The organism is Bartonella sp. 220B, from assembly GCF_026930205.1.
In the GTDB taxonomy this organism is placed as follows: domain Bacteria; phylum Pseudomonadota; class Alphaproteobacteria; order Rhizobiales; family Rhizobiaceae; genus Bartonella.
Genome location: NZ_JANHOI010000002.1, coordinates 113,519 through 138,112, shown reverse-complemented (window position 1 = coordinate 138,112; position 24,594 = coordinate 113,519). Strand labels below are relative to the sequence as shown.

Sequence of the window (24,594 nt, the reverse complement as noted above, 5' to 3'; positions counted from 1 at the left end):
TGGAGGCATCATGACCGAAACCAACGAAAAAAAACAATATTTGTATCTGGTATTTGGTGGGGAATTGAAAAGTCTTAAGAGTAATCAATTTAAGAATCCTGATGATTTAGATGTGGTTGGTATTTTTCCAGATTATCAATCAGCTCAAGAAGCATGGCAAGCAAAGGCGCAAAGCAGTGTAGATAATGCATTACAACGTTATTACATCATAGACTTGCATCGCCTTCTTGATGATGAAATGGATGATGCATAATAAAACCTGGATTTTTGATTGTTACTTTTCTCATTATGCCAATACTAACAAAATAAATTTTTTTAGATATAACGTTAGGGTAAATAAACATTAAGTGCATTTTCTAAAATGCTTTTTGTTAGAAATCAGTATTTACTGATACAACTATTTTTTGTACTGTTTTTAGGTGTATGAATGGATTGTGTGCGTTTTGTTTATTGAAAAAATCTTCCCTTAAAAGCTTAAAGAATGTTGCTAAGGTATAAAGCAATCATAATCTATTTCTTATGACTTTTTTGTTTTGCATAAACGATAAATAAATTCTTTTTTGCATTCTCTCAAGTGAAAACATTGTTACCCTATTTTTTGTTTTATTAATTTAGAAAAAAATGGCATATTAAAAAACGAGAGTTTAAATTTGTTCATAGTTTAAGAAAAAAATAAAATTCCTTATGTTCATAAGTGAATTATGAGAACGTTCATGATCAAAATGCTCTTAAATCTGATAAAAAATACCATAATTGTGGATATAAATCCCATAAAATTGGAAAAAAGATCATTTTATTAGCAAAATTATTTACCTGTTCTATCATACTTTATGTACATACATTTTCATGAAAGAAGATTCTTGAAAAAATACAGGGTAAAATTGCGCTTCTACTTTTCAAATCATTTTCATAAAGAAAGCGTTTTTGTTACCTAAAATGTGAAGAATATTCATATTTAGCTACTTGCTAAAAATGATGCGATAAACAGAGGTGATGAATCGTTTGATGGAAAAAACTTATAAACGTCTCAAAGCAAGTAAATGAGGTAGTTTTAATGATCGAACTAAAGGCACGTACGGCTCTTTTAATCTATCGGATGATTGGTTTTTGTTTACGCCCTGTTGTACCTTTCTATTTGTTTCTTCGTGCTGTACGTGGAAAAGAAGAGTGGGGTCGCCAAAAAGAGCGTTTGGGTAAAAGCCATAAAATACGTCCTCAAAGCCCTTTAATTTGGTTACATGCGGCTAGTGTTGGAGAAACTCTCGCACTTTTTCCACTTATTAATTATATTTTATCATTGAAAATCAATATATTATTAACAACTGGTACGGTAACATCTTCTTCTCTTGTAAAAAAGCAGTTTAATAATCGTCTTATTCATCAATATGCTCCGTTGGATTTAGATTTGGCTGTGCGTCATTTCATTAGCCATTGGAAACCTGATTTAGCATTGGTTTGTGAATCAGAGATTTGGCCTCTCCGTATTAAAGAACTTGCCAAAATGCACATTCCACAAATTTTAGTTAATGCTCATATGTCTGAACGTTCTTTTAAAGCTTGGCAAAAACGACCTGTTCTTGCCAAACATATTTTTAAGCATATCGACTTGGCTATTGGTCAAAACGAAAGGGATGTCACTTATTATCAAGCTCTTGGGGTAAAATCTGTAGCATTTTCTGGTAATCTTAAAGCTGATGTTTTACCACTTGAAAATCAAGATTTGCTTGCGCATTATCGTAATGCTATTGGCAATCGCCCAATTTGGGCTGCTATTTCAACCCATGAAGGGGAAGAAGAAATTGCTTTTGAAGTTCATAAAATTCTCAAAAATTATTTGCCGGATTTATTAACGATCATTGTGCCTCGCCATCCTGAACGTTTAGAAGACCTTATGAGAAAATGCGACAAAAGAAGTTTGCGCTTTATCCGTAGAAGTAACAATGCTGTTCCAGATGCAAATACAGACATTTTATGGGGCGATACAATTGGAGAAATGGGACTTTTCCTTCGCTTATCGAAAGTTTCTTTCATTGGGAAGTCCTTATGTGGAGATGGTGGACACAATCCATTAGAGTTAGCTTTGCTTAGATCAGCTATTTTAACGGGCCCTCATGTTTCAAATTTTCAAGAAATGTTTGACAAATTTTTAACGCGTGATGCAGCATTTATGATTCAAGATGCAAAACAGCTTGCTATTCAGGTCTATAAGCTTTTAACAAATGAAGTATTGCGACAAGAAATGGTTGATAAAGCCTATGAAGTCGCAACCAGTATGGCAGGTGCACTCGAGCGCACATTAAAACTTCTTGAGCCGTTTTTGCAACCTCTTGTGATACAAACAGGTTTAAGTCAACATCAGGGGAAGCATGCACATTAAGACACCTGATTTTTGGTGGAAAGATAAAAGTTTTTTACGTCTTTTATTCGCTCCAATTTCTTGGGTATATGGCTATTTTTCACAGCACCGTATAAAAAAACTGCCTCCTATTATCGATCTTCCAGTTTTATGTATTGGCAATTTTACATGTGGTGGTACTGGTAAAACACCTGTTGTCATTGCTTTTGCAAAAGCCGCGAAAGAGCTTGGTTTCATACCTGGTGTTGTATCGCGTGGTTATGGTGGAGCATTTAAAGGAGTACATCTTGTAAATGAAAAATATGATGATGCACGCGATGTTGGAGATGAAGCTCTTTTACTTGTTCAACATGCTTTTGTTGCTATATCAGTCGATCGTTATGCAGCAGCACAAAGACTCAAGCAAGAAGGATGTAATCTTATTTTAATGGATGATGGCTTTCAAAGCCGCCGTCTTTATACGGATTATGCATTGCTCGTTGTCGATGCGACGCGTGGTTTTGGGAATGGTGCTGTTTTTCCAGCAGGACCTTTGCGTGTACCATTGAAAACACAGCTTTCTTTAACAGACAGTGTTTTATTGATCGGTCATTCAGATGAACATGTTAAGATTGCTTTTCTTGTCACACGTGCTGGAAAATCTTTGCATTATGCGTCCCTTAAATCTCTAGCATCTGATAAGGTTGCCGGAAAATCTTTTTTAGCATTTGCAGGTATTGGCAATCCAGATAAATTTTTTCAATCCATTAAAGAACTGTCTGGACATGTCGTGCAAGCTTGCTCTTACCCTGACCACTATTTTTTTACCAACACAGATTTAAAAAGTCTTGCACAAAAAGCTAGAAAGCAAAATTTATGGCTGGCGACAACGGCTAAGGATTATGTCCGTATACAAACAAACAGTGCGCAAAAAGACTTAAAAAACCTTATTATCTTTGATGTTGACGTTAGTTTTTCTCAAAAAGATTTTTGCCATCTGCTGCTTGAAGAGGTTATAACCCGTTTTAGAAAACGCAAACATCGTCTTTAATTTGTCCTTTTGAAGAAAAAGATAAATTTAGAGTTTTCAACTGGTTACTTTTTCTGTGTTTCTAACAATTGACGGAGATATGAATTGCATTCAAGTTCACGATGATAGGAAATTTCACAACTCGCATATGCTTCTTGGCGGTGATGATTCCAATATTTTAAATCATCTATTGGGATTTTTTCTCCGCTAACAGCACAACGCGTATAGGTTCCATATTCTACAATTTTATATCCATTATTGGTATAATGGATCTTTGCTTCACGTACATCACTGGAAAACATTCTTTATAATTCCTTCCTGTTTCATGAGAAGTTATACAAATACAGTGCCATAAAATGCCTTCTAAAGTCGAGAATGATTTAAAAAAATATTTCCTTCTCAAGGAGCCAATGAAAACTTATTTTCTACCAAAAAGCTTTTCTATATCTGCCAATTTGAGTTCAATGTAAGTAGGACGTCCGTGATTACATGTTCCTGTATGAGGCGTTGCTTCTATTTGTCGTAACAATGCATTCATTTCTTCAGGGCGTAAAATCCGCCCTGACCGTATTGAACCATGACAAGCCATCGTTGCTGCAATATAATCAAGCTTTGCTTTTAAATTGTCTGTCGTGTCATATTCAGCAGCCTCATCTGCAAGATCTTTAATGAGCGCTTGTATGTTGATCTCTCCTAACATAGAAGGTGTTTCGCGCACAACGATTGCACCAGGCCCAAATGGTTCTATTCCCAAACCAAACTTCTGCAAAGTCTCTTTGTGCGTTAAAAGGCATGTTGCATCTTCTTCAGAGAGTTCTACAATTTCAGGAATAAGCAATATTTGTGAGGGAAGCGGTTTAGAATAAAGTGCATTTTTGAGTGCTTCATAAATCAATCGCTCATGAGCTGCATGTTGGTCGACAATGACCAAACTATCTTGGGTTTGAGCGATAATATAGTTTTTATGGATTTGAGCTCTCGCTGCTCCTAGGGGATAAGATAATTCTTCTGATGATAGTGCTATGTTAGAAATGTAAGCATCACCGCTTGGCGTATCTAAACCCTCCATAAGAGGAGTCGTCTCTTCTTTTTCTTTTAAACCAAAAGAGCTCGTAATTTCCAGCGGTTTATGGACCATTGATGCGGATGCACAATGATGATGTGGATTGGAAGAAAAAGGTTGATGAGTGCTTTTAAAAGGCTTCAAGAACTGTTGTGTCTGAAAGGCTGCTAACATTGCTTCAGAACGCGTTGAAGTCGGACGAACACCAACTTGATGTAACGCTTCACGAATTGCTCCAACGATTAAACCGCGGATGAATCCTGAATCACGGAAGCGCACATCTGCTTTAGCTGGATGAACGTTAACATCTACATCAGCGGGTGGTAAATCAATAAAAAGAATAGATACAGGATAACGATCCCGTGTCATAACATCAGCGTAGGCTCCTCGAATTGCGCCAAAAAGAAACTTGTCTCGTACTGGACGCCCATTAACATAAGCAAATTGATGAAGGCTATTACTGCGATTAAAGGATGGCAAACAAGCAAACCCTGTTAAACGCACTGTTTCGCGTTCAGCATTAAGTACAATACTGTTTTGAGCAAATTCTTTACCCATGATCTGCGTAATACGCTGTAACTGCCCTTGCGTGTTATTTTCCGTAGCAGAGAGTTCCATAGACGTTCTATCTGGACCTGAAAGAGAAAAACGAATATGTGGAAATGCGATCGCAATTCGTTTAATCATATCGCTAATGGCATTCGCTTCAGCACGATCAGTTTTCATAAATTTTAGCCGTGCTGGTGTCACAAAGAAAAGGTCACGAACTTCAACAATCGTTCCAAGATTGCCAGAAGCGGGTTTTGGTCCACTCATTTTCCCTGCTGTAACAATAATTTCAAAAGCACTATCAGAATCTTTTGTTCGTGAGGTTAATTTCAGTTTCGCAACAGAACCAATTGAGGGTAAAGCTTCTCCTCGAAACCCAAGGAAACAGATATTGTGCACATCATCCGTAATTTTTGAAGTACAATGGCGGGAAACCGCTAGCGTTAACTGATCTGCTGGAATACCACAGCCATTATCGCTCACCTTTATAAAATTTTTTCCTCCATTTGCCGTGACAATTTCGATTCGCGTAGCTCCTGCATCAATAGCATTTTCAACAAGTTCTTTGACAACATTTGCGGGCCGTTCAATCACCTCACCGGCAGCAATTTGATTAATAATATTTTCGCTAAGATGACGTATGATCATAATAAATTCTAACAGGATTCCCGTGGATTCTATAATAGAAACTCTGCGTTATGATAGCATTATTTGTACAACATTCAAGAATGAGAGTTTGTAAGAGATATTATGCACAAAACAACTCTTAATTTACTTTCAAAAAATATTGTATCAAATATTGTTTTATTGCTTGTAGTATTCTTGTATGAATTGTAGCAACAAATTGATTGGCAAAACCTGAGGGGAATAATTTTATCGTCTTAAAATAGCTTGTGCCAATCAATTATCTGAGCCAAAAAGAGATAATGTAGGAATGGAAGGCATAATATATGACGCGTGTAAGCGGTATTTTGGCAGACAATGATATACAAGCTTTGATTGATAATGAAATTCTCAAAGCTCTGTGTCCATTTGATAAAACCCAAATACAACCTGCAAGTCTTGATCTTCGTTTAGGCAACAAAGCCTATCGTATACGTGCTTCCTTTATGCCAGGAGCCAATGTAAAAGTTTTAGATAAACTCAAACAATTAAAGTTGCACGAATTTGCTTTGCAAGACGGAGCAGTGTTAGAAACAGGTTGTGTTTACATTGTTCCTCTTTTAGAAAGCTTGGCTTTGCCAGAAACTTTATCGGCCGTTGCTAATCCTAAAAGTTCTACTGGACGATTAGACATTTTTACCCGTGTGATTACAGATAATGCACAAGAATTCGATAAAATCCGTGATGGTTATCATGGTCCACTTTATCTTGAAATTAGTCCCCGTACATTCCCCATTTTAGTACGAACCGGATCACGTTTATCACAACTTCGGTTTCGCAAAGGATACAGCTCTTTAAATGAAAGTGAACTCCATGCTTTACATAGAGATGAAACGCTAATATCAGATGATTTACCTAATATTAGTGCTGGTGGTATTGGGCTTTCCATTAATTTGAAGGGGGACAAAAATGGACTTGTGGGCTATCGCGGTAAACGCCACACAAGTGTTATTGATATCGATAAACGTGCTGTTGCAGATATTCTAGATTTTTGGGAACCTCTCTTTGATCGTGGTCAAAGAGAACTGATTCTTGATCCTGATGAATTTTATATTTTGGTTTCACGAGAAACTGTCCATGTTCCTCCACTTTATGCTGCTGAAATGACACCCTTTGATCCTTTAGTTGGTGAATTTAGGGTGCATTATGCAGGCTTTTTTGACCCAGGATTTGGGCATATGGAAATAGGTGGAAAAGGAGCAAAAGCGGTTTTGGAAGTGCGGAGCCATGAAGTCCCATTTATCTTAGAGCATGGACAAATTATTGGTCGCTTAGTGTATGAACATATGCTTCATCGACCGTTAGCACTTTATGGGCAGGATACTGGATCACATTACCAGGCACAGGGATTAAAATTATCTAAACATTTTAAATGATTTAAAAAATACAGACTTTGGTATACTCTATACAGAAAATCTATCTCATCGAAAGAATATTTTGATCTTTCATAGATGGGGATCACTCTTTGTTTGTATATTTTACACAATAACTATGCAAAATAGTTGCTACCACACACTCTCTTTTTGGAAATTTAAATGAAGATATTCACTGTTTTTTGCTGTCATTATAGAAGAAACCTATCATTCTATAATATTATTAAAAAAATGAAAATTTTTCTCATTTAGCATTGTTAGTCACTTTCTTTAGTATCTGATTTCTCATTTAGACAATATCTTGATGCTTTTGTTTAAGTTACTTCTTTTCTCTATAATTATGACCAGAAAATTGCTTGATAGAAAAAGATTTTTTAACGGAACATTGGAGAGCATCTCAATTTTAAAGAGCTCTATTCACAAGGTATGAATGTATAAAATTGCTCAAAGATAAACACTAAGAAGTTTTTATAAATCCGGATAAAAGAAATATCATTTTTATAAATGTATTTTTTGAGTTGCAATCTTTATAGCCTGCCTCTACTGAATAAAATGATTTGAGAAAACCTTTAAATAAGAGGCGTGTAGATGAGTCTTTATTCATTTTAGAGTGTTTTCACTTTTCATTCAAAAACCAATGGCACTATTATGATTATTTCTTCAATATTTGATTACCGTAAAGCAGCAAAACGTCGACTTCCTCCTTTTCTTTTTCACTATATTGATGGTGGCGCTTATGCTGAGGAAACGCTACGACGTAACTGTACCGATCTTCAAGAACTTGCACTCCGTCAAAGGATTCTAAAGCAGATTGGTAAAGTTGATCTTTCAACTAAACTTTTTGATCAAACACTTCATTTACCGATTATACTTGCACCCGTTGGATTAACGGGCATGTATGCACGCCGTGGTGAGGTACAAGCAGCACGTGCAGCCGTTACAAAAGGTATTCCCTTTACCCTATCCTCAGTTTCAGTTTGCCCCATTGAAGAAGTTCAGAGGGCCGTTGGAAGTGCATTTTGGTTTCAACTTTATGTTCTTAAAGACCGTGGATTTATGCGTGATGTATTAGAGCGAGCTTGGACATCTGGTGTGCAAACCTTGGTGTTTACTGTCGATATGCCTGTTCCTGGTGCACGTTATCGCGATGCACATTCGGGAATGTCTGGACCTTATGCTGGATTGCGCCGTATTTTACAAGCTTTTACCCATCCTTATTGGGCTTGGAATGTTGGTGTTATGGGGCGCCCCCATGATCTTGGAAATGTTTCTACCTATTTGAAAAAGAAGATTGCATTAGACGATTATGTTGGTTGGCTTGGTGCAAATTTTGACCCATCAATTGGTTGGCGTGATCTGCAATGGATTCGGGATTTTTGGAAGGGAAAAATGATTTTGAAAGGTATTCTTGATCCAGAAGATGCACGAGAAGCCGTACAATTTGGTGCTGATGGTATTGTTGTTTCCAATCATGGAGGACGCCAACTTGATGGTGTCTTATCAACTGTACGCGCATTACCAACAATTGCAAAAGCCGTAAAAGGTGATTTGACTATTTTAGTGGATTCTGGTGTTCGTTCTGGCCTTGATGTTGTACGTATGATAGCGCAAGGTGCGGATGCCGTTATGATTGGTCGTGCTTTTGTTTATGCACTTGCAGCAGCAGGTGAGAAAGGTGTTGCTCATCTGCTTGATCTTTTTGCAAATGAAATGCGCGTAGCGATGACATTGACCGGTGCACAAACGATTAAAGACATTACAGGTGAAAGCTTAGTAAATATAGACGCTTTTGAACACTGAGAAAACTGTATTGTCCTCTCTTTAGCAAAAGAGCATTTTTTCATTAAAAGCAGGAAAAGTATGGTTTCTTACGCCTGTTTATCCTGTTTTCTTTTCTCATTCTGAATGATTGACATTCTTTTTTAACGAGCGTGTATATTGAGATATAATTTAGGATTTTTGTCTATTATTGCATTGCTAATATCGTTTTCATTATATTACCTTGGCTGATCCCATAATGTGCTAAAATATCCAATTGGCTTCCATTACAGATCGGCTCATCCGGTATTCCTAACGATGTAAATTTGCATGGAATGCCCTGTTCTATAAGTAATCTCGCAATTGCATCTCCAAACCCTCCATTTATACTATGCTCTTCACAGACGAGAACAGATCTGTGAAGTTTGCATAGTTCTCGTACAGAGACATCATCTAAAGGCCGAATTGTTGGTATACTGACAACTGTTGGTATAATTTCATACTTTTGGAGTTCTTCAGCAGCATCGAGACAAATCTGAACAGTCTCTCCAGTGGCAAGCAAGAGGATATCTTTGCCCTTTTTAATAACAGAAACTTTACGAATATCGATTTTTGAAACATCATCATGAATATTTTCCACTGCACGCTTGCCTAAACGTATATAAACAGGCAGAGGGTCATTTAGGGTAGAGAGTATAGCTGCTTCTGTTTCTTTATTATCAGCAGGAGCAATAATGCGTATGTTAGGAATAGCGCGAAGCGAAGCAAAATCGGAAATGGCATGATGTGTTGCTCCGAGTGGTCCATAGCTAATCCCAGCACTAATCCCAATCAATCGAACAGGGTTTTCGCAATAAGCAACATCTACCTTTATTTGTTCAAGTGCACGCGTTGTCAAAAAACAAGCTTGTGAAACAATAAATGGCTTCTTTCCACATGAGGCAAGTCCCGCAGCAACGCCTACCAAATTTTGTTCAGCAATACCAACTTCTACAATACGTTCTGGATAGAGCTTTGCGAATTGATCAATTTTTCCAGACATGCGTGTATCAGCTGTTAAAACAATAATATCTTTATCAAATCGCGCTATATTTATAAGCGTTTTATTCACAATCTCGAGGTTTGAAAATTTCACAGCAGTCTGCGTTTTTTGATGAGGAACACCCACGTTCATTCTCCCATTAATTGAATTTTACTCTGAATTTCATTAACCGCAATATTATATTCCTCATCTGTTGGAACTTTATGGTGCCAGAGTATGTCGTTTTCCATAATGGAAATTCCACTTCCCTTTATAGTGTTCATCAGTATTGCTGTTGGTTTTTCCTTATGCGATGAAAGTGATCCTAACGATTTCTTCAATTGTGTTATATCGTGACCATCCATTTCCATAACATGCCACCCAAAACTTATAAATTTATCTGCTAAGAGCTCCGTTTTCATTAAAACATCAGTCATATCAGTAATTTGTAGCCTATTTCTATCAATAACCGCGATAAGATTGCTGAGTTTATAGTGTGCTGCAAAGAGTACAGCCTACGGATCCCTCTGTCATTTCGCCATCACCAAGAAGCACAAAAACACGGTAGGATTGAGAATTAAGCAGTCCAGAAAGAGCCACACCAGCCCCAAGAGACAAACCATGACCAAGAGAACCTGTACTTTGTTCGATACCTGGAATTTTTTTGCTTACATAGCCAATAAAATGAGAACCAAATTTTAGATAAGTCTCGAGCAGTTGAGGATCAAAATACCCCATTTCTGATAAGATAATATACAACGCCTCAACCGCATGTCCCTTACTTTGAATATATCGATCGCGATTGGGATCGTGGATACGGGTTGAATTTATTTGCAGAATATATCTGTATAAGATATAAATAAAATCAATGCATGAAAGACTACTAGCTGTGTGTCCGGACTTTGCTTTTCTAATGAGATCAAGTGTTTTAAGACGCAAACGCAGAGCGTAAATTGCATCGCAGATATCTGCTTTGTTGGTCGCATAAGCCATACTTCCCCCCTAGAAGATTTGTTAAAGAAATACTCTCAAATCGTAATTTTATACATTACTTATCTTTTATTTTTAATGGATAAAATAATCTTCATAGTAAAAATGCTGTGTCTGATAAAATTGTACAGAGAGTATATCAAGGATATAAAAATGGCCAATTTATTTTAAAAAATATTTTGTATAGAGTCCGTCAATAGTTTTCTACAAAACATGATAAAAAGATACTGAAAAATCAGTTTTACGCGAGGCATTTTTATAATGTTTGCAAGAGTTTTGTAAGTGTACAGCAACATTGCAAGGACAATGATACTTTTTATATACTGCTTATATTGCCTAGCTAAAATGAACGCATTGTAATAACTATGAGAAGAGCTCTCAAATTACCATATATTGAGATGTATCATATTAAAAATAAAAAATTATACGTTGATGATGAAAAATAGATGTATACAATCTCTCTATCTTTGATTGATTTTTAAACCGACTCTTCATGAATGAAGTAACTTCTTTATAAAAAATACTATGAAAAAAGGTCTATAAAATACTCTCTCTCATCTATCGGATAGGAACAAGAACTTTCTCAAACCTGAAGTTATGGGCGTAGTTTATAAAACCGTATTGCTGTTTCCCCATAAAAACGCTCATCATCCAGATAAAATGTATCAGGTAAATGAATAATTGCATCTTTCTTTTCTTCAAGTACAAAGAGTGTATCAGCTTTTGCCCACCCTCCCCTCAGAGCTTCCACAAAAGCACGCTCACCTAAACAACGACCATAGGGAGGATCTGCACAAATAACATCAAATGGAAGCATTGTCCCAATATTGCCCAATTTTGTTGCATCACGACGCAAAATACGCCCTATAGACTGTAAGTCGAAAGCTTCAATATTCTTTTGCAGCAGTCCACGCCCTTCAACTGAATTTTCAACAAAAACTGCAGCTTTTGCACCACGCGATAGAGCCTCTATGCCTAAAGCACCTGTCCCCGCAAAAAGGTCAAGAATGCGTTTATTAGTCCAAAATTGTTCTTCTCGATTAGCAAGAATATTGAAAAGGCTTTCGCGCGTACGATCACTGGTTGGACGAATCGACTGTCCTACAGGAGCAAATAAAACACGCCCAGCAAATCTACCGCCGACGACCCGCACATGGTCCTCCAAATTTTTTTGGTGTCTTCGCATCACTGCTATATGCCTTAGATTTTTTCATGGCACTCTCAAATGATTTAGTCCTTCGTTTGCTCTTAAAAGAAGGCTCATCATTATTACCCTTCATAACCTTTTCTTCTTTTTTCTTTAAAAAACGCTCCTTCTTGTCACTAAAACGCGTCTTACCGAAAGATTTTTTACTCTGTCTTTGATCAAAACGAGTGTCTCGTTCTTCCCGAAACTGAACTTCTGATGACTTTTCCTTACCTTTATGAAAAGATTTTTTGCCAACCAAATTACTTTTATAATCATGAGAGCTATCCTCACTATAGGAAGCTCTCTTACGCACACTGTGCGGACGTGCACCAGGCGCCATCCAAACATTAGAATGGCGCGAACGAGGCAAAATACGCCCTGTTTTTCTTTCCTCATTCTTATCCTTATGAATCAATTTCTCATCAGTTGTTGTACCCAATCGTGATTGACTATGCTTAGCAGAACCACCTCGCTGTCTGTGTTGCACATCCCTTCCACTCGAAAAAATCCAACTCCCCTTGGTGATAGCAAAATTTTTATCACTTTGTCTTTCTGCAACAACCGCAGAATTTGAAAAAGGCTTCAGAATAGGAGAGTCAAAATCTGCATTAGCTTGCATAATTAAACGCTCACCCAATTGCTCACGCAACGTCCGTCCTTTTATTTCACGAACAGCTCCCTCTTCCAAATCAGAGAGTTGAAATGGACCATAAGAAATACGAATTAAACGATTAACTGATAATCCTAATGCACCAAGAACATTTTTTATTTCACGATTTTTTCCTTCACGCAAAGCTACAGAAATCCATAGATTTGTTCCTTGTTCACGTTCAATCGATGCCTCAATCGAACCATAAAAAATACCATCAATCGCAATACCATTTTTCAGATTATCAAGTGCACTCTGTTTTACTTTTCCATAAGCGCGAACCCGATATTTACGCACCCATCCTGTTACAGGAAGCTCTAATATACGTGCTAAACCACCGTCATTGGTTAACAACAAAAGCCCTTCCGTATTAATATCAAGCCTCCCTACAGAAAGAACACGAGGCATTCCTTTCGGTAAATTACTAAAGACTGTTGGTCTACCTTCAGGATCACGGTGCGTGGTAACAAGACCCGCTGGTTTATGATAAAGCCATAATCGCGTTCTTTCTATAGGAGACAAAGGTTTACCATCAACTTTAATAATATCAGAGCGAGTCACATTAAAAGCAGGCGTTGTCACAACTTTACCATTCACAACAATACGGCCTGCAAAAATCATCATTTCTGCGTCACGACGTGAAGCAACCCCTGCACGCGCTAATCTTTTGGCAATCCGTTCACTCTCACCGTTTTCCTTCATTTGTTCTTTACACCAATCTCTTTCGGCACGTTCAAAAAACCGCCTATCTGCACTATAGCTCTTATCTCAAAAGGGGAAGTAACATAATCATTTATCATTTGCTATCCTTTAGCAATAATAATACACTTGTTTACTTGCAAGTTTGTTTTAAACCTTAAAAAAATAAGGTCCCCTTTCAAAGGATCATAGTGCATTCATTTTACAACAGTCTTCTTTATGGAAAAATCTTTTTGGTTTCCTATACTTCTGCCGAAAGAATACGATGACTTTGACACCGATGGAAATAGCTCTCTTAGAAGCGCAAGAAGCGAAAAAAAAGGATGAGGTTCCTGTAGGTGCCATTATCACACGCGGGGAAACGATCATTGCACGTGCTGGTAACTCCATAAAAGCTCCATATGATCCTACAGGACACGCGGAAATGCGCGTAATCCGTATGGCTTGTGAAAGACTCCAAAGCGAAAGACTTCCTGATTGTGACTTATATGTAACGCTCGAACCTTGTGCTATGTGTGCTGCAGCCATTTCATTTGCACGGATACGGCGTCTCTATTACGCAACAAGCGACCCCAAAGGAGGCGCGATTGAACACGGACCACGCTTTTATCAGCAACCAACCTGTCACCATAAACCTGAGATCTATTCTGGTTTCAAGGAAAAAGAAGCCTCTCAACTGCTTAAAGACTTCTTCGCACAAAAACGGTGTTAAAAACAATGCATCATCTTAATAGCAGCGCATCTCTAAAAATATCAGAACTCTCTGGTCATAGCTGTTCTTTTCATCCGAGTCTGCTTTTTGAGCACCTCTTTTCTTACGCTTTTTTAATGCTTCGTCTTTCCCTCTGATCGACTAGCAGGTGCAATCTTTGCCGGCTGACGATAACTTAAAGGTGGCTCAGTGAGATACCGACGATATTTCGGGCTTCCAACTTGTGCTCTTTGACGACGTAAATATTCCTGCCGTTGTTTAGCATTCAACTGTGAAACACTTTCTGAACTGGCAGTGCTAGTATGCTCATTAACTGATGATGTTTTTTGAGAAAAAATAGTCCGCCTACTTCCACCACGGGATTGCTTCAATGCTGCTGTTCTCTTAGAAGAACTATCCTGCTGTGGCAATGGTAAAAATCTGCGCGAACCGGGTTCAGGTATGACAAGTTTTGGATGAGGCTTCATAACAAGCTGACTGTTGTCATTTTTCGGTGTTAGTGAAGCAAGGTTAGCAACATCTTCAAAAAACTGTAATGAAACCGGCTTATCTGTACCATAGGTAGGAGCAGATAGACCACACCCCGTTAAAATAAAGCACATGCCTAAAATGCTTATCGGCAATATTCCCACTTCACGTTTTTTCACTGCTTATCCCATTTCCCTAAGTATATGATTCATCGATCTTCTCGCGATTTACTGGAGATCTGATCTACACATACCACCCCCTCGCGAAAAATAACGGGTCTCACCCTTACCATAAAAGACTATATGCATCAATGACAGAATTTAAATCGTAATAGTGCTCTTTATAACCTCGCATTCCTATCTCTTGGTCTCAAAATATTAAATCTTGCCAAGCACTTTTAATTCTCGCAGCGCCGCCGCATCACGAGCAGATACATCAGGATAATCTGGATCACTGCCAACATCTTGTGTATAACGCCAAGACCTAGCACATTTTTTTCCCAATGCCTTCTCTGGATATACACCAATACCTTCAACATCACTCAGAGTAAAAGCATCCGCAGGCGCTACATCCTGACTAATTGTTAAAGCACTGGTGATGCAAATTTCCGCCATATCCAAGTTCTCTAACGCCTCTAGTAAAGCGGGATTAGAAATAAAAACAATAGGAGCGGCTTCTAAAGATGATCCAATACGCTTATTAGCACGTTCAAGCTCTAAAGCACCCGTCACAACCTTACGAACCTGTTTAACTTTTTTCCAACGTTCAGCCAAAGATCCGTTCTGCCATTCCTCTCGCACAGGGCAAAATTGTTCCAAATGCACCGATTGACTTTGTGGATAATACTCCAACCAAGCCTCTTCCATCGTAAAAGGCAACATAGGAGCAAGCCATGTTACTATGCGCTTAAAAACTTCACGCACAACCTGCAAAGAAGCTTTACGTTTTGGTGATGAAGGAGCATCGCAATAAAGAGAATCTTTACGGATATCAAAATAAAATGCTGATAATTCAGTAATTGAAAAATCTAACAATGTACGCATAATCTTTTTGAAATCAAATTCATCATAAGCGCGATTAATCAATTGATCGAGTTCAAAAAGTCGATGCAATATAAATTTTTCAAGATCCGGTAGTTGACAATAAGGTATTTCTTCTCCTTCATCATGCGCCAATGTCCCAAGCATCCAACGAATTGCATTGCGTAATTTACGATATGAATCCACATTTGTTTGCAGAATTGTTTTTCCTAAACGTTGATCTTCCCAATAATCCGTTGTCATAACCCAAAGACGAAAAATATCCGCACCAGATGTTTTAATGATCTCTTGTGGAACAACTGTATTACCTAAGGATTTAGACATTTTCCTGCCATTCTCATCCAAAGTAAAACCGTGTGTAATCACCGTCTTATAAGGAGAGCAGGTACGCGTACCACAGCTTTCCAAAAGAGAAGACTGAAACCATCCACGATGTTGATCCGATCCTTCAAAATAAACATCGGCAGGCCATTTCAAATCAGCCCGATCTTCTAGCACAAAACTATGACTTGCTCCAGAATCAAACCAAACATCAAGAATATCATAAACCTGAACCCAAGGCTCATGGGCACGAGCCCCTAAAAAACGCTCACGCGCCCCCTCAGAAAACCACGCATCTGCTCCTTCCGCTTCAAAAGCCTGTAAAATACGCTCATTTACGCACTCATCTTTCAGAATGACACCCTCTTCATTAGCAAAAATACAAATAGGAACACCCCAAGAGCGCTGGCGTGAAAGAACCCAATCCGGACGATCTGCTATCATAGAAGCTAAACGGTTTTGACCAGAAGAAGGAACAAAACGCGTCATCGAAACAGCTTCTAGAGCACGGCTACGTAAAGTTGATCCATCTCCAAGATCTTTATCCATTGAAATAAACCATTGTGGCGTATTACGAAAAATAACTGGTTTTTTTGAACGCCAACTATGAGGGTAAGAATGCTTTAAACGACCACGTGCAAACAACCGATCCGCTTTAATGAGAGCATTAATAACCTCTCTATTGGCATCTCCCATTTTTCCATTATCATCAATAACGCGTGCGGGTCCCCCTTCGCGATCCGGACCCAAACCAGGCACATCCTTCGTATAAAAACCAGCATCATCAACAGGAAATGGTATAGACGAATCAATACCCGCCTTTTCCAATAAAGGCTTATAAGCATTCCAAATTTCAAAATCTTCACGCCCATGGCTTGGCGCTGTATGAACAAAACCTGTACCAGCGCTCTCTGTTACGTGCGAACCATCAAGCAGTGGAATCTGATAATGATATCCTCCAGCTAAACCTTTAAGTGGATGAGAAAGAACAAGTGTTTTAAGTTCATCCGCTGAAACACTGCGTAAACGCTTCAAAATAAGTTTTGCTTTTTCTGCACAGCTCATAGCCAACACATCAGCAAAAAGGAGTTTTTCTCCATATTGAGGACCGAAATCATTTTCCGCACTTTCAACTTCATAAACACCATAAGAAATCTGCGACGAATAACTCACCGCACGGTTACCTGGAATGGTCCAAGGAGTCGTCGTCCAAATCACGACATAAGCCCCATATAAATCATGAGAATCTGTTTTAAGAACAGGAAACTTAACCCAAATAACCTCTGACTCATGATTGTGATATTCAATCTCTGCCTCGGCTAAAGCCGTACGCTCTACAACAGACCACAACACAGGCTTTGAGCCACGATAAATCTGATCTGACAGAGCAAATTTCATCAACTCTCTGGCAATGCATGCTTCTGCATGAAAAGCCATTGTGGTATAGGGCGTCTTAAAATCTCCAATAACGCCGAGGCGTTTAAACTCTTCAGCTTGAACAGTTATCCAATGTTGTGCAAATTCACGGCATTCTTGACGAAATTCATTAAGGGGTACTTCATCCTTATTTTTTCCTTGTGCACGATATTTCTCTTCAATCTTCCATTCAATGGGAAGCCCATGGCAATCCCAACCAGGAACATAATTTGCATTAAAACCGCGCATTTGGAACGAACGAACAATCACATCCTTTAAAACTTTGTTTAAAGCATGACCAATATGAATATGTCCATTTGCATAAGGCGGACCATCATGAAGAATGTAAAGTGAACGGTCTTTCGCTTGTTGACGCAATTGCGTATAAAGCCCCATATTTTCCCACCGCTCTATCAATTCAAGCTCTTTTTGCGGCAACCCTGCACGCATAGGAAAATTGGTTTGCGGTAAATAAAGAGTTTTCGAATAATCTATTGTTTCATTTTTCACAGTCATTGTGAAATATCCCTGTCCACTTTTACGAATTCATTTTTGCATAACTTCCCTGAACCCTGCAACTCTGGTTTTTTGATCTATAGGGAAAGCCGAGCTAACCTTTCGTATTAAGCAGTGATCAAGAAGATATATCATTACGCTCTCAGGCTTTACCATGAAACAATCAAGAAAGAAAACCCCAAAATACTCTTCTTAAAAAGACAAGGGCCCCACTATCAGTGGGGCCTCTTGAAAATTTATTTTTACAACAAATTAGAATTTATAAGCGACACCCACACGAAAGTCATTGGTTTTGTAATTTATTTCAAACTTTTCCTTGGCAAATTTCTTTTTACCAAAATCTGAGTAACGATACTCTGCACGCACAATAACATTGTCCAGAATTGCAAAGTCAATTCCACCACCAAGAGTATAACCAATCATCGTCTTTGTTTCATCGGTTAAGTTCTTAGAAGAAATGACGCCTCCATCCTCTTTCTTAAATGATATTGATACAGTGTCTTGAAGCTGTGCATAAGCAATACCACCTGCGACATAAGGCATAAAGCGATCAGCAGCAAAACCGATACGTACCCGTGTTGCACCAGACCAATTCTGTTTTAAAGTATGACTTAAAGTTTCAACTTCCCTGTCTCTTTCCAAACCAAGTTCAGAGACCACTTTTCTCATCTGCTCTACACCATATACACTGTCAGCCTTTTTATCCGAAGCGTGTGTAATTTGTGTATCACGTCCAGCCGTGTTGTTTGCACCATGCGGATGAGAAACATGTGGATTAGCACCAGCACCGTGAGATCTACTGTGTGCATGAGGACGATCTCCACCACTATTCTGTACACCATGAGAATGACCATGAGCAACTCTGCTTGCCCCATTATCCGATGCTGAAACTGCCTGCAGAGCTGCTGGTTTCGCTGACACCGATGTGGACGACTGTATTGTTTCCTCTGATCCTGACCTCGCCAATAATAGCCTTCCTTTTGGTCCTTCTGATATCACTGGTTTTGCTGATACTAAATCCTCTGCTCTCCCTGATATTGTTGCAGCTGAATCTGCTGGTTTCACTGTTGCCGGCTTTTCTGGTGTCGCTTCTGCTGATAAGGCTGCTGTTCTACCCACTGAACCCTCTGAAGTTGCCGTTTGTTTTGGAGTTACTTTTGCTGAATCTGCCTGCAGAGCTTCTGTCTGCGGTGCTGGCACTTGTAATTGTGTTGTACCTTGAAGTTGTACTGTATCGTTTGTTGGTACTAGCCGCCCTCCAACAAACGCTTGCGGTTCTTGTGTTAACTCTAGTTGAGAAAACGCTGCTGTACTACCTGATGCTGACGACGTGCTTTTTTGTGCTGCTCCTGAGACTCCTGTGCCTCCTGGTACTCCTGCTCCTGGTACTCCTCCTGGTACTCCTCCTGGTACTCCTCCTGGTACTCCTCCTGGTACTCCTGCTACACCCCCTCCGTTTCCTGTTAGAGACCGTGCGGTTCTTCTAGATCTTGCTACTAAATTATTTACTTCAGCATTGTCAGATGCACCTAAAGTGATAGTCTTTGTGTGCTTTTGTCCAGACCAAATTAAATCCGTATCGATACCAAAAACAAAGTTGTCACCAAGATCAATATTAGCCCCCCCATAAATCCCGCCTTCAAAACCTGAAAGCTTAGGGGATAAATCTTTACTTAGTGGTGTGGTTTCGTGCTTACCAACAATACTCATATCCGCTTTACTTGAAAAACCATCAACTTGTCCACCCAAGTAAAAACCAGTCCATGTAAAAGTAGGAGCAACAAAAGCTGACGAAGAAGCTTTTGTTGACTGATGAGGAACCATCACATCAGCAGCTTGCGCTACAGAAGCCGAAATCAAAGCAAAAATAGATGCCGTTATTAAACGTTTCGTATTCATAAAATATCTCCAAATATCCAAAACGGTGTATATATAGTGTATCTATTTTGAAATATCTGTAGCAAAAATGTCACATTCACAAAAAAATAAAAGCCCTGTCTTTGACAGGGCCTTTAGGTAATTAATTTTGTATTAATAGCTTAAGCTTTGCGCTCAATTAAAACTTGTAAGCTACACCAACACGGAAATCATTGGTTTTATAGTTAATTTTGTTACTATCCTTCACGAAGGACTTTTTACCGAAATCTGAATAACGGTATTCTGCACGTAACAAAACATTGTCAGTCATAGCGAAATCAACGCCACCACCAATAGTATAACCAACAAATGTTTTTGTTTTATCAAACAATTTAGCAGTAGCAATCTCTGCACCACCAGCCGCTTCCGTTGCCTTAACCGAATCGGTAGCTTCCAACTGCGCATAAGCAATACCACCGGCAACATAAGGCATAATGTGATCAGCAGCTGCAAAACCAATCCGTACCCGCGTAGCACCAGACCACTTTTCCTTTAAAGCATGACTATATGTACGCTTGTCGTCTTTTGTGATCTTAGCAATCTCTTTTCCTGAAGCCACTTTGGCATTAGCCTTTGTAAGAGTAGCCTTAAAATCAGCAAGGTTAGCTTCTCCAATTACTTCTGAAGAAACTGGTTTTGTATCATCTCGGTCAGCCCAAACTGCATCGGTTTCAACACCTAAAATGACGTTATTTCCAAGATCAAAGTTAGAACCGGCATAAATACCTCCCATGAAACCAGAAGGATTCGGTGTGTCTTTTTTATCGAAAATTTTATTGTCTGTCTTCGGATTTGTTATTTCAACTTTACTTGAAAAACCACCAATCTGGGCACCAATATAGAAACCTGTCCAAGAAAATGCAGGGGCAGTAACAACTGGTGCAGTTTCATGAGGAATGACAACATCAGCAGCCTGTGCAGCAGAAGCTGAAACCAAAGCGATAACGGAAGTCGTTATTAAAGATTTTATATTCATAAATTTTGCTCCTAATTTATTTATGAAGCATATCTTATAGGACTAGATAAAGAAAATCTGTAGTAAAAATGACACTGTTATAGAAATAAAGTCCCTATTCAAAAATAAGACCTCCTAGCAATTTCGTTTATAAAAAAGCTTTCAAGTTATAAAAAATTGTAACTTATTGATATTACTGATAAATTTAAACTTATTGTCTACACATTCCTTTTTACAAAAATCAACAGTTAGCGACTTTCCAAATATGCAATAATATGCTTTCTGTGGCACTATTGCCACAGAAAATAACTAAAACTCAGAAAAAATAAAACTTCTGAATAATTTGCCTTATAAATGAGCTAAAATTTATAAGCGACACCAACGCGAAAATCGTTGGTCTTATAATTAAATTCAGCGTCATCATCTTTGAATTTCTTTTTACCAAAATCTGAATAACGATACTCAGCACGCAACAAAACATTCTCGGTCATTGCAAAATCAACCCCTCCCCCAAGGGTAAAGCCAACCATCATTTTTGTTTTATCACCGATAGTACCGGTAACTGTTTTACTTGGATTATTATCTATCGTTTTTTTTGTTCCAGTAACCGTAGAAATACCTTGCATTTGTGCATAAGCAATACCACCAGCTATATAAGGCATAATGCAATTCGCAGCTGCAAGGCCAATCCGTGCCCGCGTGGCACCAGACCATTTTTCCTTATAAGTAAAGTCATATGATCCTGTATCGCCTTTTACAAATTTTTCAGCGTCACCCAACTTAATGCCAGCATCTGTAAACGCCATGTTAAAATCCTCAATGCTATCACCATCAAGCTCTTTTGTAAAAAGTGTTTTTGTATCTCCTTTATCAGCCCAAACTGCATCTGTTTCAACCCCGAGTATGAGGCTATTTCCAAGATCTATATTGGAACCAGCATAAATGCCCCCCATGAAACCTGAAGGTTTAGGAGTCTGATCTTTACTAAAAAACTCATTTTTCTTACCAGAATCCGTTATTTCAACTTTACTTGAAAAATGCCCAACTTGACCACCCAGATAAAACCCTGTCCAAGAAAATGCAGAAGGAGACACAATAGATGTTCCCCGATGAGATGTAACTTCACGTGGAACTACAATATCAGCAGCTTGTGCCGCAGATGCTGAAATCAAAGCAATAACAGGGGTCATCATTAAATATTTTATATGCATAAATTTCGCTCCTAATTCATATAGTGCAATGCTGCGCAATCACGCTAAAATATCTGTAGGTAAAAATGGTACAGCCATACAGAATGGAGTCTCTATTCAAAGAGAGAGCTGCTTAATAAACTAGGTGTGCACTAAAATTTTTCAATCACATATACAGAAATTATTGATGTTATAAGAGCTTTCATCTTTACCCTTTGAAAATTTCTCTTTACCACAATCAATAAGCAACATTATTGCACATGTGTAATAATCATGTGTAATAATATTGAATCGTGTAACAATATAGCCATAAAACAACAGAAGCTCCGCCAAAGACAGAACTTCTGAATGATTTATTTACAAATATATTAAAATTTGTAAGCTACACCAACGCGAAAATCATTGGTTTTGTAAGAAGTTTCATATTTATCGTTTGAGTATTTCTTTTTACCAAAATCCGAGTAACGATATTCAGCGCGGACAATGACATTATTGCTCATTGCCAAATCAACACCTGCACCAAGAGTGTAACCAACAAATGTCTTTGTTTCATCAAACAAGTTACCAGAAGCTATGACTTTGCCTGAATCCTTACTGGTTATTGATATCGATGTAATATCTTGAAGCTGCGTATAAGCAATACCACCAGCAATATAAGGCATAATGCGTTCGGCAGCAAAACCAATCCGTACCCGCGTAGCACCAGTCCACTTCTTCTTAAAAGTGAAACTGCTAGAGCGTTTATCACCAGCTTGGATTTCTTCATTAATCTTAATACCAGCGTCCCTCACCATCTTAGTAACATAATTCACATGATTTCGAGCAATATCGTATATTCCCCCCGTTTTGGTATCACTTTTGTCAGACCACATGATATCTGTATCAACACCTAAAATAAGGCCATTGCCGATATCAATATTGGAGCCTGCATACAGTCCCCCTATAAAACCTGATAATTTAGGCAAAAAGTCATCATCTACTGGAATATTTTTCCCATTACTGAGAATATCCATTTTTGTTTTACTCGAAAAACCACCAATCTGCCCCCCAATGTAAAAACCTGTCCAAGAAAAAGTTGGCGCCACAACAACCGGTGCAACAGGCGTAGGATTAGAGGGAACAATAACATCTGCTGCCTGTGCTGCTGAAGCTGAAACAAAAGCGAAAGCAGAAGCTGTTATTAACCATTTCATATTCATAATTTCTCTCCATAGCTGAATATTTGAACACAGGATTGCATATAGAGCCCATCCTACAGATATCTGTAGTAAAAATGATACACTCATAAAAAAAACAAAAAGCCCCCCTCTCTCTTCCCTCCCGCCATTTGATCTATAATAAATGGTAATTCTTAAGCTCTGCCAACGTAGAAATTAATCCTTTCACTCAAATTTCCTGCTGTTCTTTATGGATTTTATTCAAAATCTAAACAGCATTCTCTATGAAAATCATGCTCTAACGGTTGTTGCCAAATACGGCATGCCCCCTCCACTGTCCACGAACATCATCTTCAGCTTCAACTGTCACACCCATATGCAATAATTTATCCTTTTAGATTTCTCTCTTAATTGAAAAGAAAGCGTGCTTCTCCACATACAACATCACAAAAACCACACATACTGCAAAAAAAACACCGCAGCTTTATAATTCCAGTTCTTTTCTCTTTTAAAAACTCCTTACGCATTTATTTTTTATACAGCTCCATCATCTTATACTCTTTATCAGTCTCAATCCTACTCCTCATCACAGCACAAAATTTCCAAAATAAAAAAAAACAACAATTCCTCTCCAAACACACGATACTGCAACTCTTTATTGCTCTTACACCTTTCCTTTTACTAAAATAGAATACTCTTCATTTTATATCAGATACATTCTCTCTCCTCACAAACAGACCACACAACTAAAAGCGCAAATCTACACTCCTAGCACCCTACTTTCTCCCCTCCTTTAGACTTCATAAATTACCAAGAGTAAAACTACGTGCAGCTTTGCTTATTAATAACTCATTGGACCTCTCGTAGACAAACTTGGCCGACCTCTTTTCTTCCCAGGTCCTTTTCGTTTAGAAAAAGACGCTACAGGTACCAGCTTAACCGCCTTTTTCCATTGACCATTATCAATGCAAGAAAAATTCGTTTGAATAATTTCAGACAAACTATTGCTAGCTTGTTTAGTAGAAAAAGAATCTTTCGAAGAAATAGCGGAAGATATACTCTGCTTCAGTTTTTGAGCAACCATCAAACTTGCTCCTTGAGCGACAGAAATTGAAGCAAAAGTAGTAAAAGCTGTAATAAAATATTTCAGGTTCATAGATCTAACTCCTTATAAAATATCCATAATGAGTTTTACCTAGTGCCCTCACTTCAAATTTCCATAGAAAATGATACGCTTCATAGGTAAAAAGTTAAGAATCCTAAAAAATGAAAATTTGTTGCAGTTTAATTTTAAAAAAATGATTTTTTTAGCTATACCAATACCGAAATCACTGACTTTATAACCAATGAGAATAGAATTTGCTTTCAGTTGTACAACAAACAAAATGGGTGTTTACAAATGCATTTTTTGAGTAAAGATCTTTTTTCGTATAGATAATGCAAATTTGATAATTCACATAGAAAAAACTTTCTCTGTGAATGTTATGTATCTTCTACTCTTACCCCCTTATAAAGCACTCTGTTTTTCTGTAAACTTTAATAAAATAAAGGCAGTTATAAACACAAAAAATACGAATTTATAA

20 protein-coding genes are annotated in these 24,594 nt (G+C 38.1%); 6 read left to right on the top strand and 14 right to left on the bottom strand.

Features of this window, described 5'->3' with window-relative positions; translation table 11 throughout:
• Positions 1-10 precede the first annotated feature (10 nt).
• The 3 genes from NPX99_RS02250 (at position 11) to lpxK (ending at position 3,386) form a co-directional block, all read left to right on the top strand.
• The gene (locus tag NPX99_RS02250; protein ID WP_269030143.1) at positions 11-253 is read left to right on the top strand and encodes a DUF4170 domain-containing protein; all 243 of its coding nucleotides are present in this window, start codon (positions 11-13) and stop codon (positions 251-253) included.
• 801 nt (positions 254-1,054) lie between these two features.
• Positions 1,055-2,377: a lipid IV(A) 3-deoxy-D-manno-octulosonic acid transferase gene (gene waaA / locus NPX99_RS02245; RefSeq protein WP_269030142.1), complete on the top strand. Its 1,323-nt coding sequence runs from the start codon at positions 1,055-1,057 to the stop codon at positions 2,375-2,377.
• Positions 2,367-3,386 carry a tetraacyldisaccharide 4'-kinase gene (lpxK, locus tag NPX99_RS02240; RefSeq protein ID WP_269030140.1) on the top strand — a complete coding sequence of 340 codons (1,020 nt, stop codon included), beginning with the start codon at positions 2,367-2,369 and terminating at the stop codon, positions 3,384-3,386. Before waaA ends, lpxK begins: the two co-directional genes overlap by 11 nt.
• Positions 3,387-3,430: 44 nt before the next feature.
• On the opposite strand, the gene NPX99_RS02235 is transcribed toward lpxK, so the two are convergent.
• Together NPX99_RS02235 and mutL are read right to left on the bottom strand one after the other, a co-directional pair.
• Positions 3,431-3,667: a DUF2093 domain-containing protein gene (locus tag NPX99_RS02235; protein WP_269030139.1), complete on the bottom strand. Its 237-nt coding sequence runs from the start codon at positions 3,665-3,667 to the stop codon at positions 3,431-3,433.
• A 116-nt stretch (positions 3,668-3,783) separates the two neighbouring features.
• Positions 3,784-5,625 carry a DNA mismatch repair endonuclease MutL gene (gene mutL / locus NPX99_RS02230; protein ID WP_269030138.1) on the bottom strand — a complete coding sequence of 614 codons (1,842 nt, stop codon included), beginning with the start codon at positions 5,623-5,625 and terminating at the stop codon, positions 3,784-3,786.
• Positions 5,626-5,927: 302 nt separating this feature from the next.
• On the opposite strand from mutL, the gene NPX99_RS02225 reads away from it, so the two are divergent.
• Together NPX99_RS02225 and lldD are read left to right on the top strand one after the other, a co-directional pair.
• A complete protein-coding gene (locus NPX99_RS02225) occupies positions 5,928-7,016 on the top strand; it encodes a 2'-deoxycytidine 5'-triphosphate deaminase (protein WP_269030137.1) in 1,089 nt (362 codons plus the stop codon).
• A 645-nt stretch (positions 7,017-7,661) separates the two neighbouring features.
• Positions 7,662-8,813, top strand: coding sequence for an FMN-dependent L-lactate dehydrogenase LldD (gene lldD, locus NPX99_RS02220; protein WP_269030136.1), 1,152 nt, complete (start codon positions 7,662-7,664; stop codon positions 8,811-8,813).
• Positions 8,814-8,979: 166 nt separating this feature from the next.
• Here the strand turns inward: lldD and NPX99_RS02215 are convergent, their stop codons facing one another.
• The 5 genes from NPX99_RS02215 to NPX99_RS02195 form a co-directional block, all read right to left on the bottom strand.
• On the bottom strand, positions 8,980-9,945 hold the full coding sequence (locus tag NPX99_RS02215; RefSeq protein WP_269030135.1) for a transketolase family protein: 966 nt from the start codon (positions 9,943-9,945) through the stop codon (positions 8,980-8,982).
• Complete coding sequence (locus NPX99_RS02210; protein ID WP_269030272.1) at positions 9,942-10,238, bottom strand: hypothetical protein; 297 nt, start codon at positions 10,236-10,238, stop codon at positions 9,942-9,944. The genes NPX99_RS02215 and NPX99_RS02210 overlap by 4 nt, the downstream gene beginning before the upstream one ends.
• A 43-nt stretch (positions 10,239-10,281) precedes the next feature.
• The gene (locus tag NPX99_RS02205; protein ID WP_269030134.1) at positions 10,282-10,785 is read right to left on the bottom strand and encodes a hypothetical protein; all 504 of its coding nucleotides are present in this window, start codon (positions 10,783-10,785) and stop codon (positions 10,282-10,284) included.
• A gap of 592 nt (positions 10,786-11,377) precedes the next feature.
• Positions 11,378-11,935, bottom strand: a complete 558-nt coding sequence (gene rsmD / locus NPX99_RS02200; RefSeq protein ID WP_269030133.1) for a 16S rRNA (guanine(966)-N(2))-methyltransferase RsmD — start codon at positions 11,933-11,935, stop codon at positions 11,378-11,380.
• Complete coding sequence (locus tag NPX99_RS02195) at positions 11,916-13,322, bottom strand: pseudouridine synthase (RefSeq protein WP_269030131.1); 1,407 nt, start codon at positions 13,320-13,322, stop codon at positions 11,916-11,918. Before NPX99_RS02195 ends, rsmD begins: the two co-directional genes overlap by 20 nt.
• A gap of 262 nt (positions 13,323-13,584) precedes the next feature.
• Here NPX99_RS02195 and NPX99_RS02190 point away from each other — a divergent pair, with 262 nt between their 5' ends.
• Positions 13,585-14,031: a nucleoside deaminase gene (locus tag NPX99_RS02190; protein WP_269030129.1), complete on the top strand. Its 447-nt coding sequence runs from the start codon at positions 13,585-13,587 to the stop codon at positions 14,029-14,031.
• Positions 14,032-14,144: 113 nt separating this feature from the next.
• Here NPX99_RS02190 and NPX99_RS02185 read toward each other — a convergent pair whose 3' ends face one another.
• The 7 genes from NPX99_RS02185 to NPX99_RS02155 form a co-directional block, all read right to left on the bottom strand.
• Positions 14,145-14,678, bottom strand: coding sequence for a hypothetical protein (locus NPX99_RS02185; RefSeq protein ID WP_269030128.1), 534 nt, complete (start codon positions 14,676-14,678; stop codon positions 14,145-14,147).
• Between the two features lie 198 nt (positions 14,679-14,876).
• A complete protein-coding gene (gene ileS, locus NPX99_RS02180) occupies positions 14,877-17,792 on the bottom strand; it encodes an isoleucine--tRNA ligase (protein WP_269030127.1) in 2,916 nt (971 codons plus the stop codon).
• Positions 17,793-18,044: 252 nt separating this feature from the next.
• Positions 18,045-19,691: an outer membrane protein gene (locus NPX99_RS02175; RefSeq protein WP_269030126.1), complete on the bottom strand. Its 1,647-nt coding sequence runs from the start codon at positions 19,689-19,691 to the stop codon at positions 18,045-18,047.
• A 157-nt stretch (positions 19,692-19,848) separates the two neighbouring features.
• Entirely contained in the window at positions 19,849-20,685 is an 837-nt protein-coding gene (locus tag NPX99_RS02170) for an outer membrane protein (RefSeq protein ID WP_269030125.1), read from the bottom strand.
• A 338-nt stretch (positions 20,686-21,023) separates the two neighbouring features.
• The gene (locus NPX99_RS02165; RefSeq protein ID WP_269030124.1) at positions 21,024-21,875 is read right to left on the bottom strand and encodes an outer membrane protein; all 852 of its coding nucleotides are present in this window, start codon (positions 21,873-21,875) and stop codon (positions 21,024-21,026) included.
• 347 nt (positions 21,876-22,222) lie between these two features.
• Positions 22,223-23,053: an outer membrane protein gene (locus NPX99_RS02160; RefSeq protein WP_269030123.1), complete on the bottom strand. Its 831-nt coding sequence runs from the start codon at positions 23,051-23,053 to the stop codon at positions 22,223-22,225.
• A 799-nt stretch (positions 23,054-23,852) separates the two neighbouring features.
• Entirely contained in the window at positions 23,853-24,167 is a 315-nt protein-coding gene (locus tag NPX99_RS02155; RefSeq protein WP_269030122.1) for a hypothetical protein, read from the bottom strand.
• Positions 24,168-24,594 lie beyond the last annotated feature (427 nt).

What these genes read in the sequence shown, in the direction of transcription:
- NPX99_RS02250 (WP_269030143.1), top strand. Translation starts at nt 11, where the DNA reads ATGACCGAAACCAACGAAAAAAAACAATATTTGTATCTGGTATTTGGT.
- lpxK (WP_269030140.1), top strand. Translation starts at nt 2,367, where the DNA reads ATGCACATTAAGACACCTGATTTTTGGTGGAAAGATAAAAGTTTTTTA.
- lldD (WP_269030136.1), top strand. Translation starts at nt 7,662, where the DNA reads ATGATTATTTCTTCAATATTTGATTACCGTAAAGCAGCAAAACGTCGA.
- NPX99_RS02215 (WP_269030135.1), bottom strand. Translation starts at nt 9,945, where the DNA reads ATGAACGTGGGTGTTCCTCATCAAAAAACGCAGACTGCTGTGAAATTT.
- ileS (WP_269030127.1), bottom strand. Translation starts at nt 17,792, where the DNA reads ATGACTGTGAAAAATGAAACAATAGATTATTCGAAAACTCTTTATTTA.
- NPX99_RS02225 (WP_269030137.1), top strand. Translation starts at nt 5,928, where the DNA reads ATGACGCGTGTAAGCGGTATTTTGGCAGACAATGATATACAAGCTTTG.
- NPX99_RS02155 (WP_269030122.1), bottom strand. Translation starts at nt 24,167, where the DNA reads ATGAACCTGAAATATTTTATTACAGCTTTTACTACTTTTGCTTCAATT.
- NPX99_RS02175 (WP_269030126.1), bottom strand. Translation starts at nt 19,691, where the DNA reads ATGAATACGAAACGTTTAATAACGGCATCTATTTTTGCTTTGATTTCG.
- NPX99_RS02165 (WP_269030124.1), bottom strand. Translation starts at nt 21,875, where the DNA reads ATGCATATAAAATATTTAATGATGACCCCTGTTATTGCTTTGATTTCA.
- waaA (WP_269030142.1), top strand. Translation starts at nt 1,055, where the DNA reads ATGATCGAACTAAAGGCACGTACGGCTCTTTTAATCTATCGGATGATT.
- mutL (WP_269030138.1), bottom strand. Translation starts at nt 5,625, where the DNA reads ATGATCATACGTCATCTTAGCGAAAATATTATTAATCAAATTGCTGCC.
- NPX99_RS02205 (WP_269030134.1), bottom strand. Translation starts at nt 10,785, where the DNA reads ATGGCTTATGCGACCAACAAAGCAGATATCTGCGATGCAATTTACGCT.
- NPX99_RS02160 (WP_269030123.1), bottom strand. Translation starts at nt 23,053, where the DNA reads ATGAATATGAAATGGTTAATAACAGCTTCTGCTTTCGCTTTTGTTTCA.
- NPX99_RS02235 (WP_269030139.1), bottom strand. Translation starts at nt 3,667, where the DNA reads ATGTTTTCCAGTGATGTACGTGAAGCAAAGATCCATTATACCAATAAT.
- NPX99_RS02195 (WP_269030131.1), bottom strand. Translation starts at nt 13,322, where the DNA reads ATGAAGGAAAACGGTGAGAGTGAACGGATTGCCAAAAGATTAGCGCGT.
- NPX99_RS02190 (WP_269030129.1), top strand. Translation starts at nt 13,585, where the DNA reads ATGACTTTGACACCGATGGAAATAGCTCTCTTAGAAGCGCAAGAAGCG.
- NPX99_RS02170 (WP_269030125.1), bottom strand. Translation starts at nt 20,685, where the DNA reads ATGAATATAAAATCTTTAATAACGACTTCCGTTATCGCTTTGGTTTCA.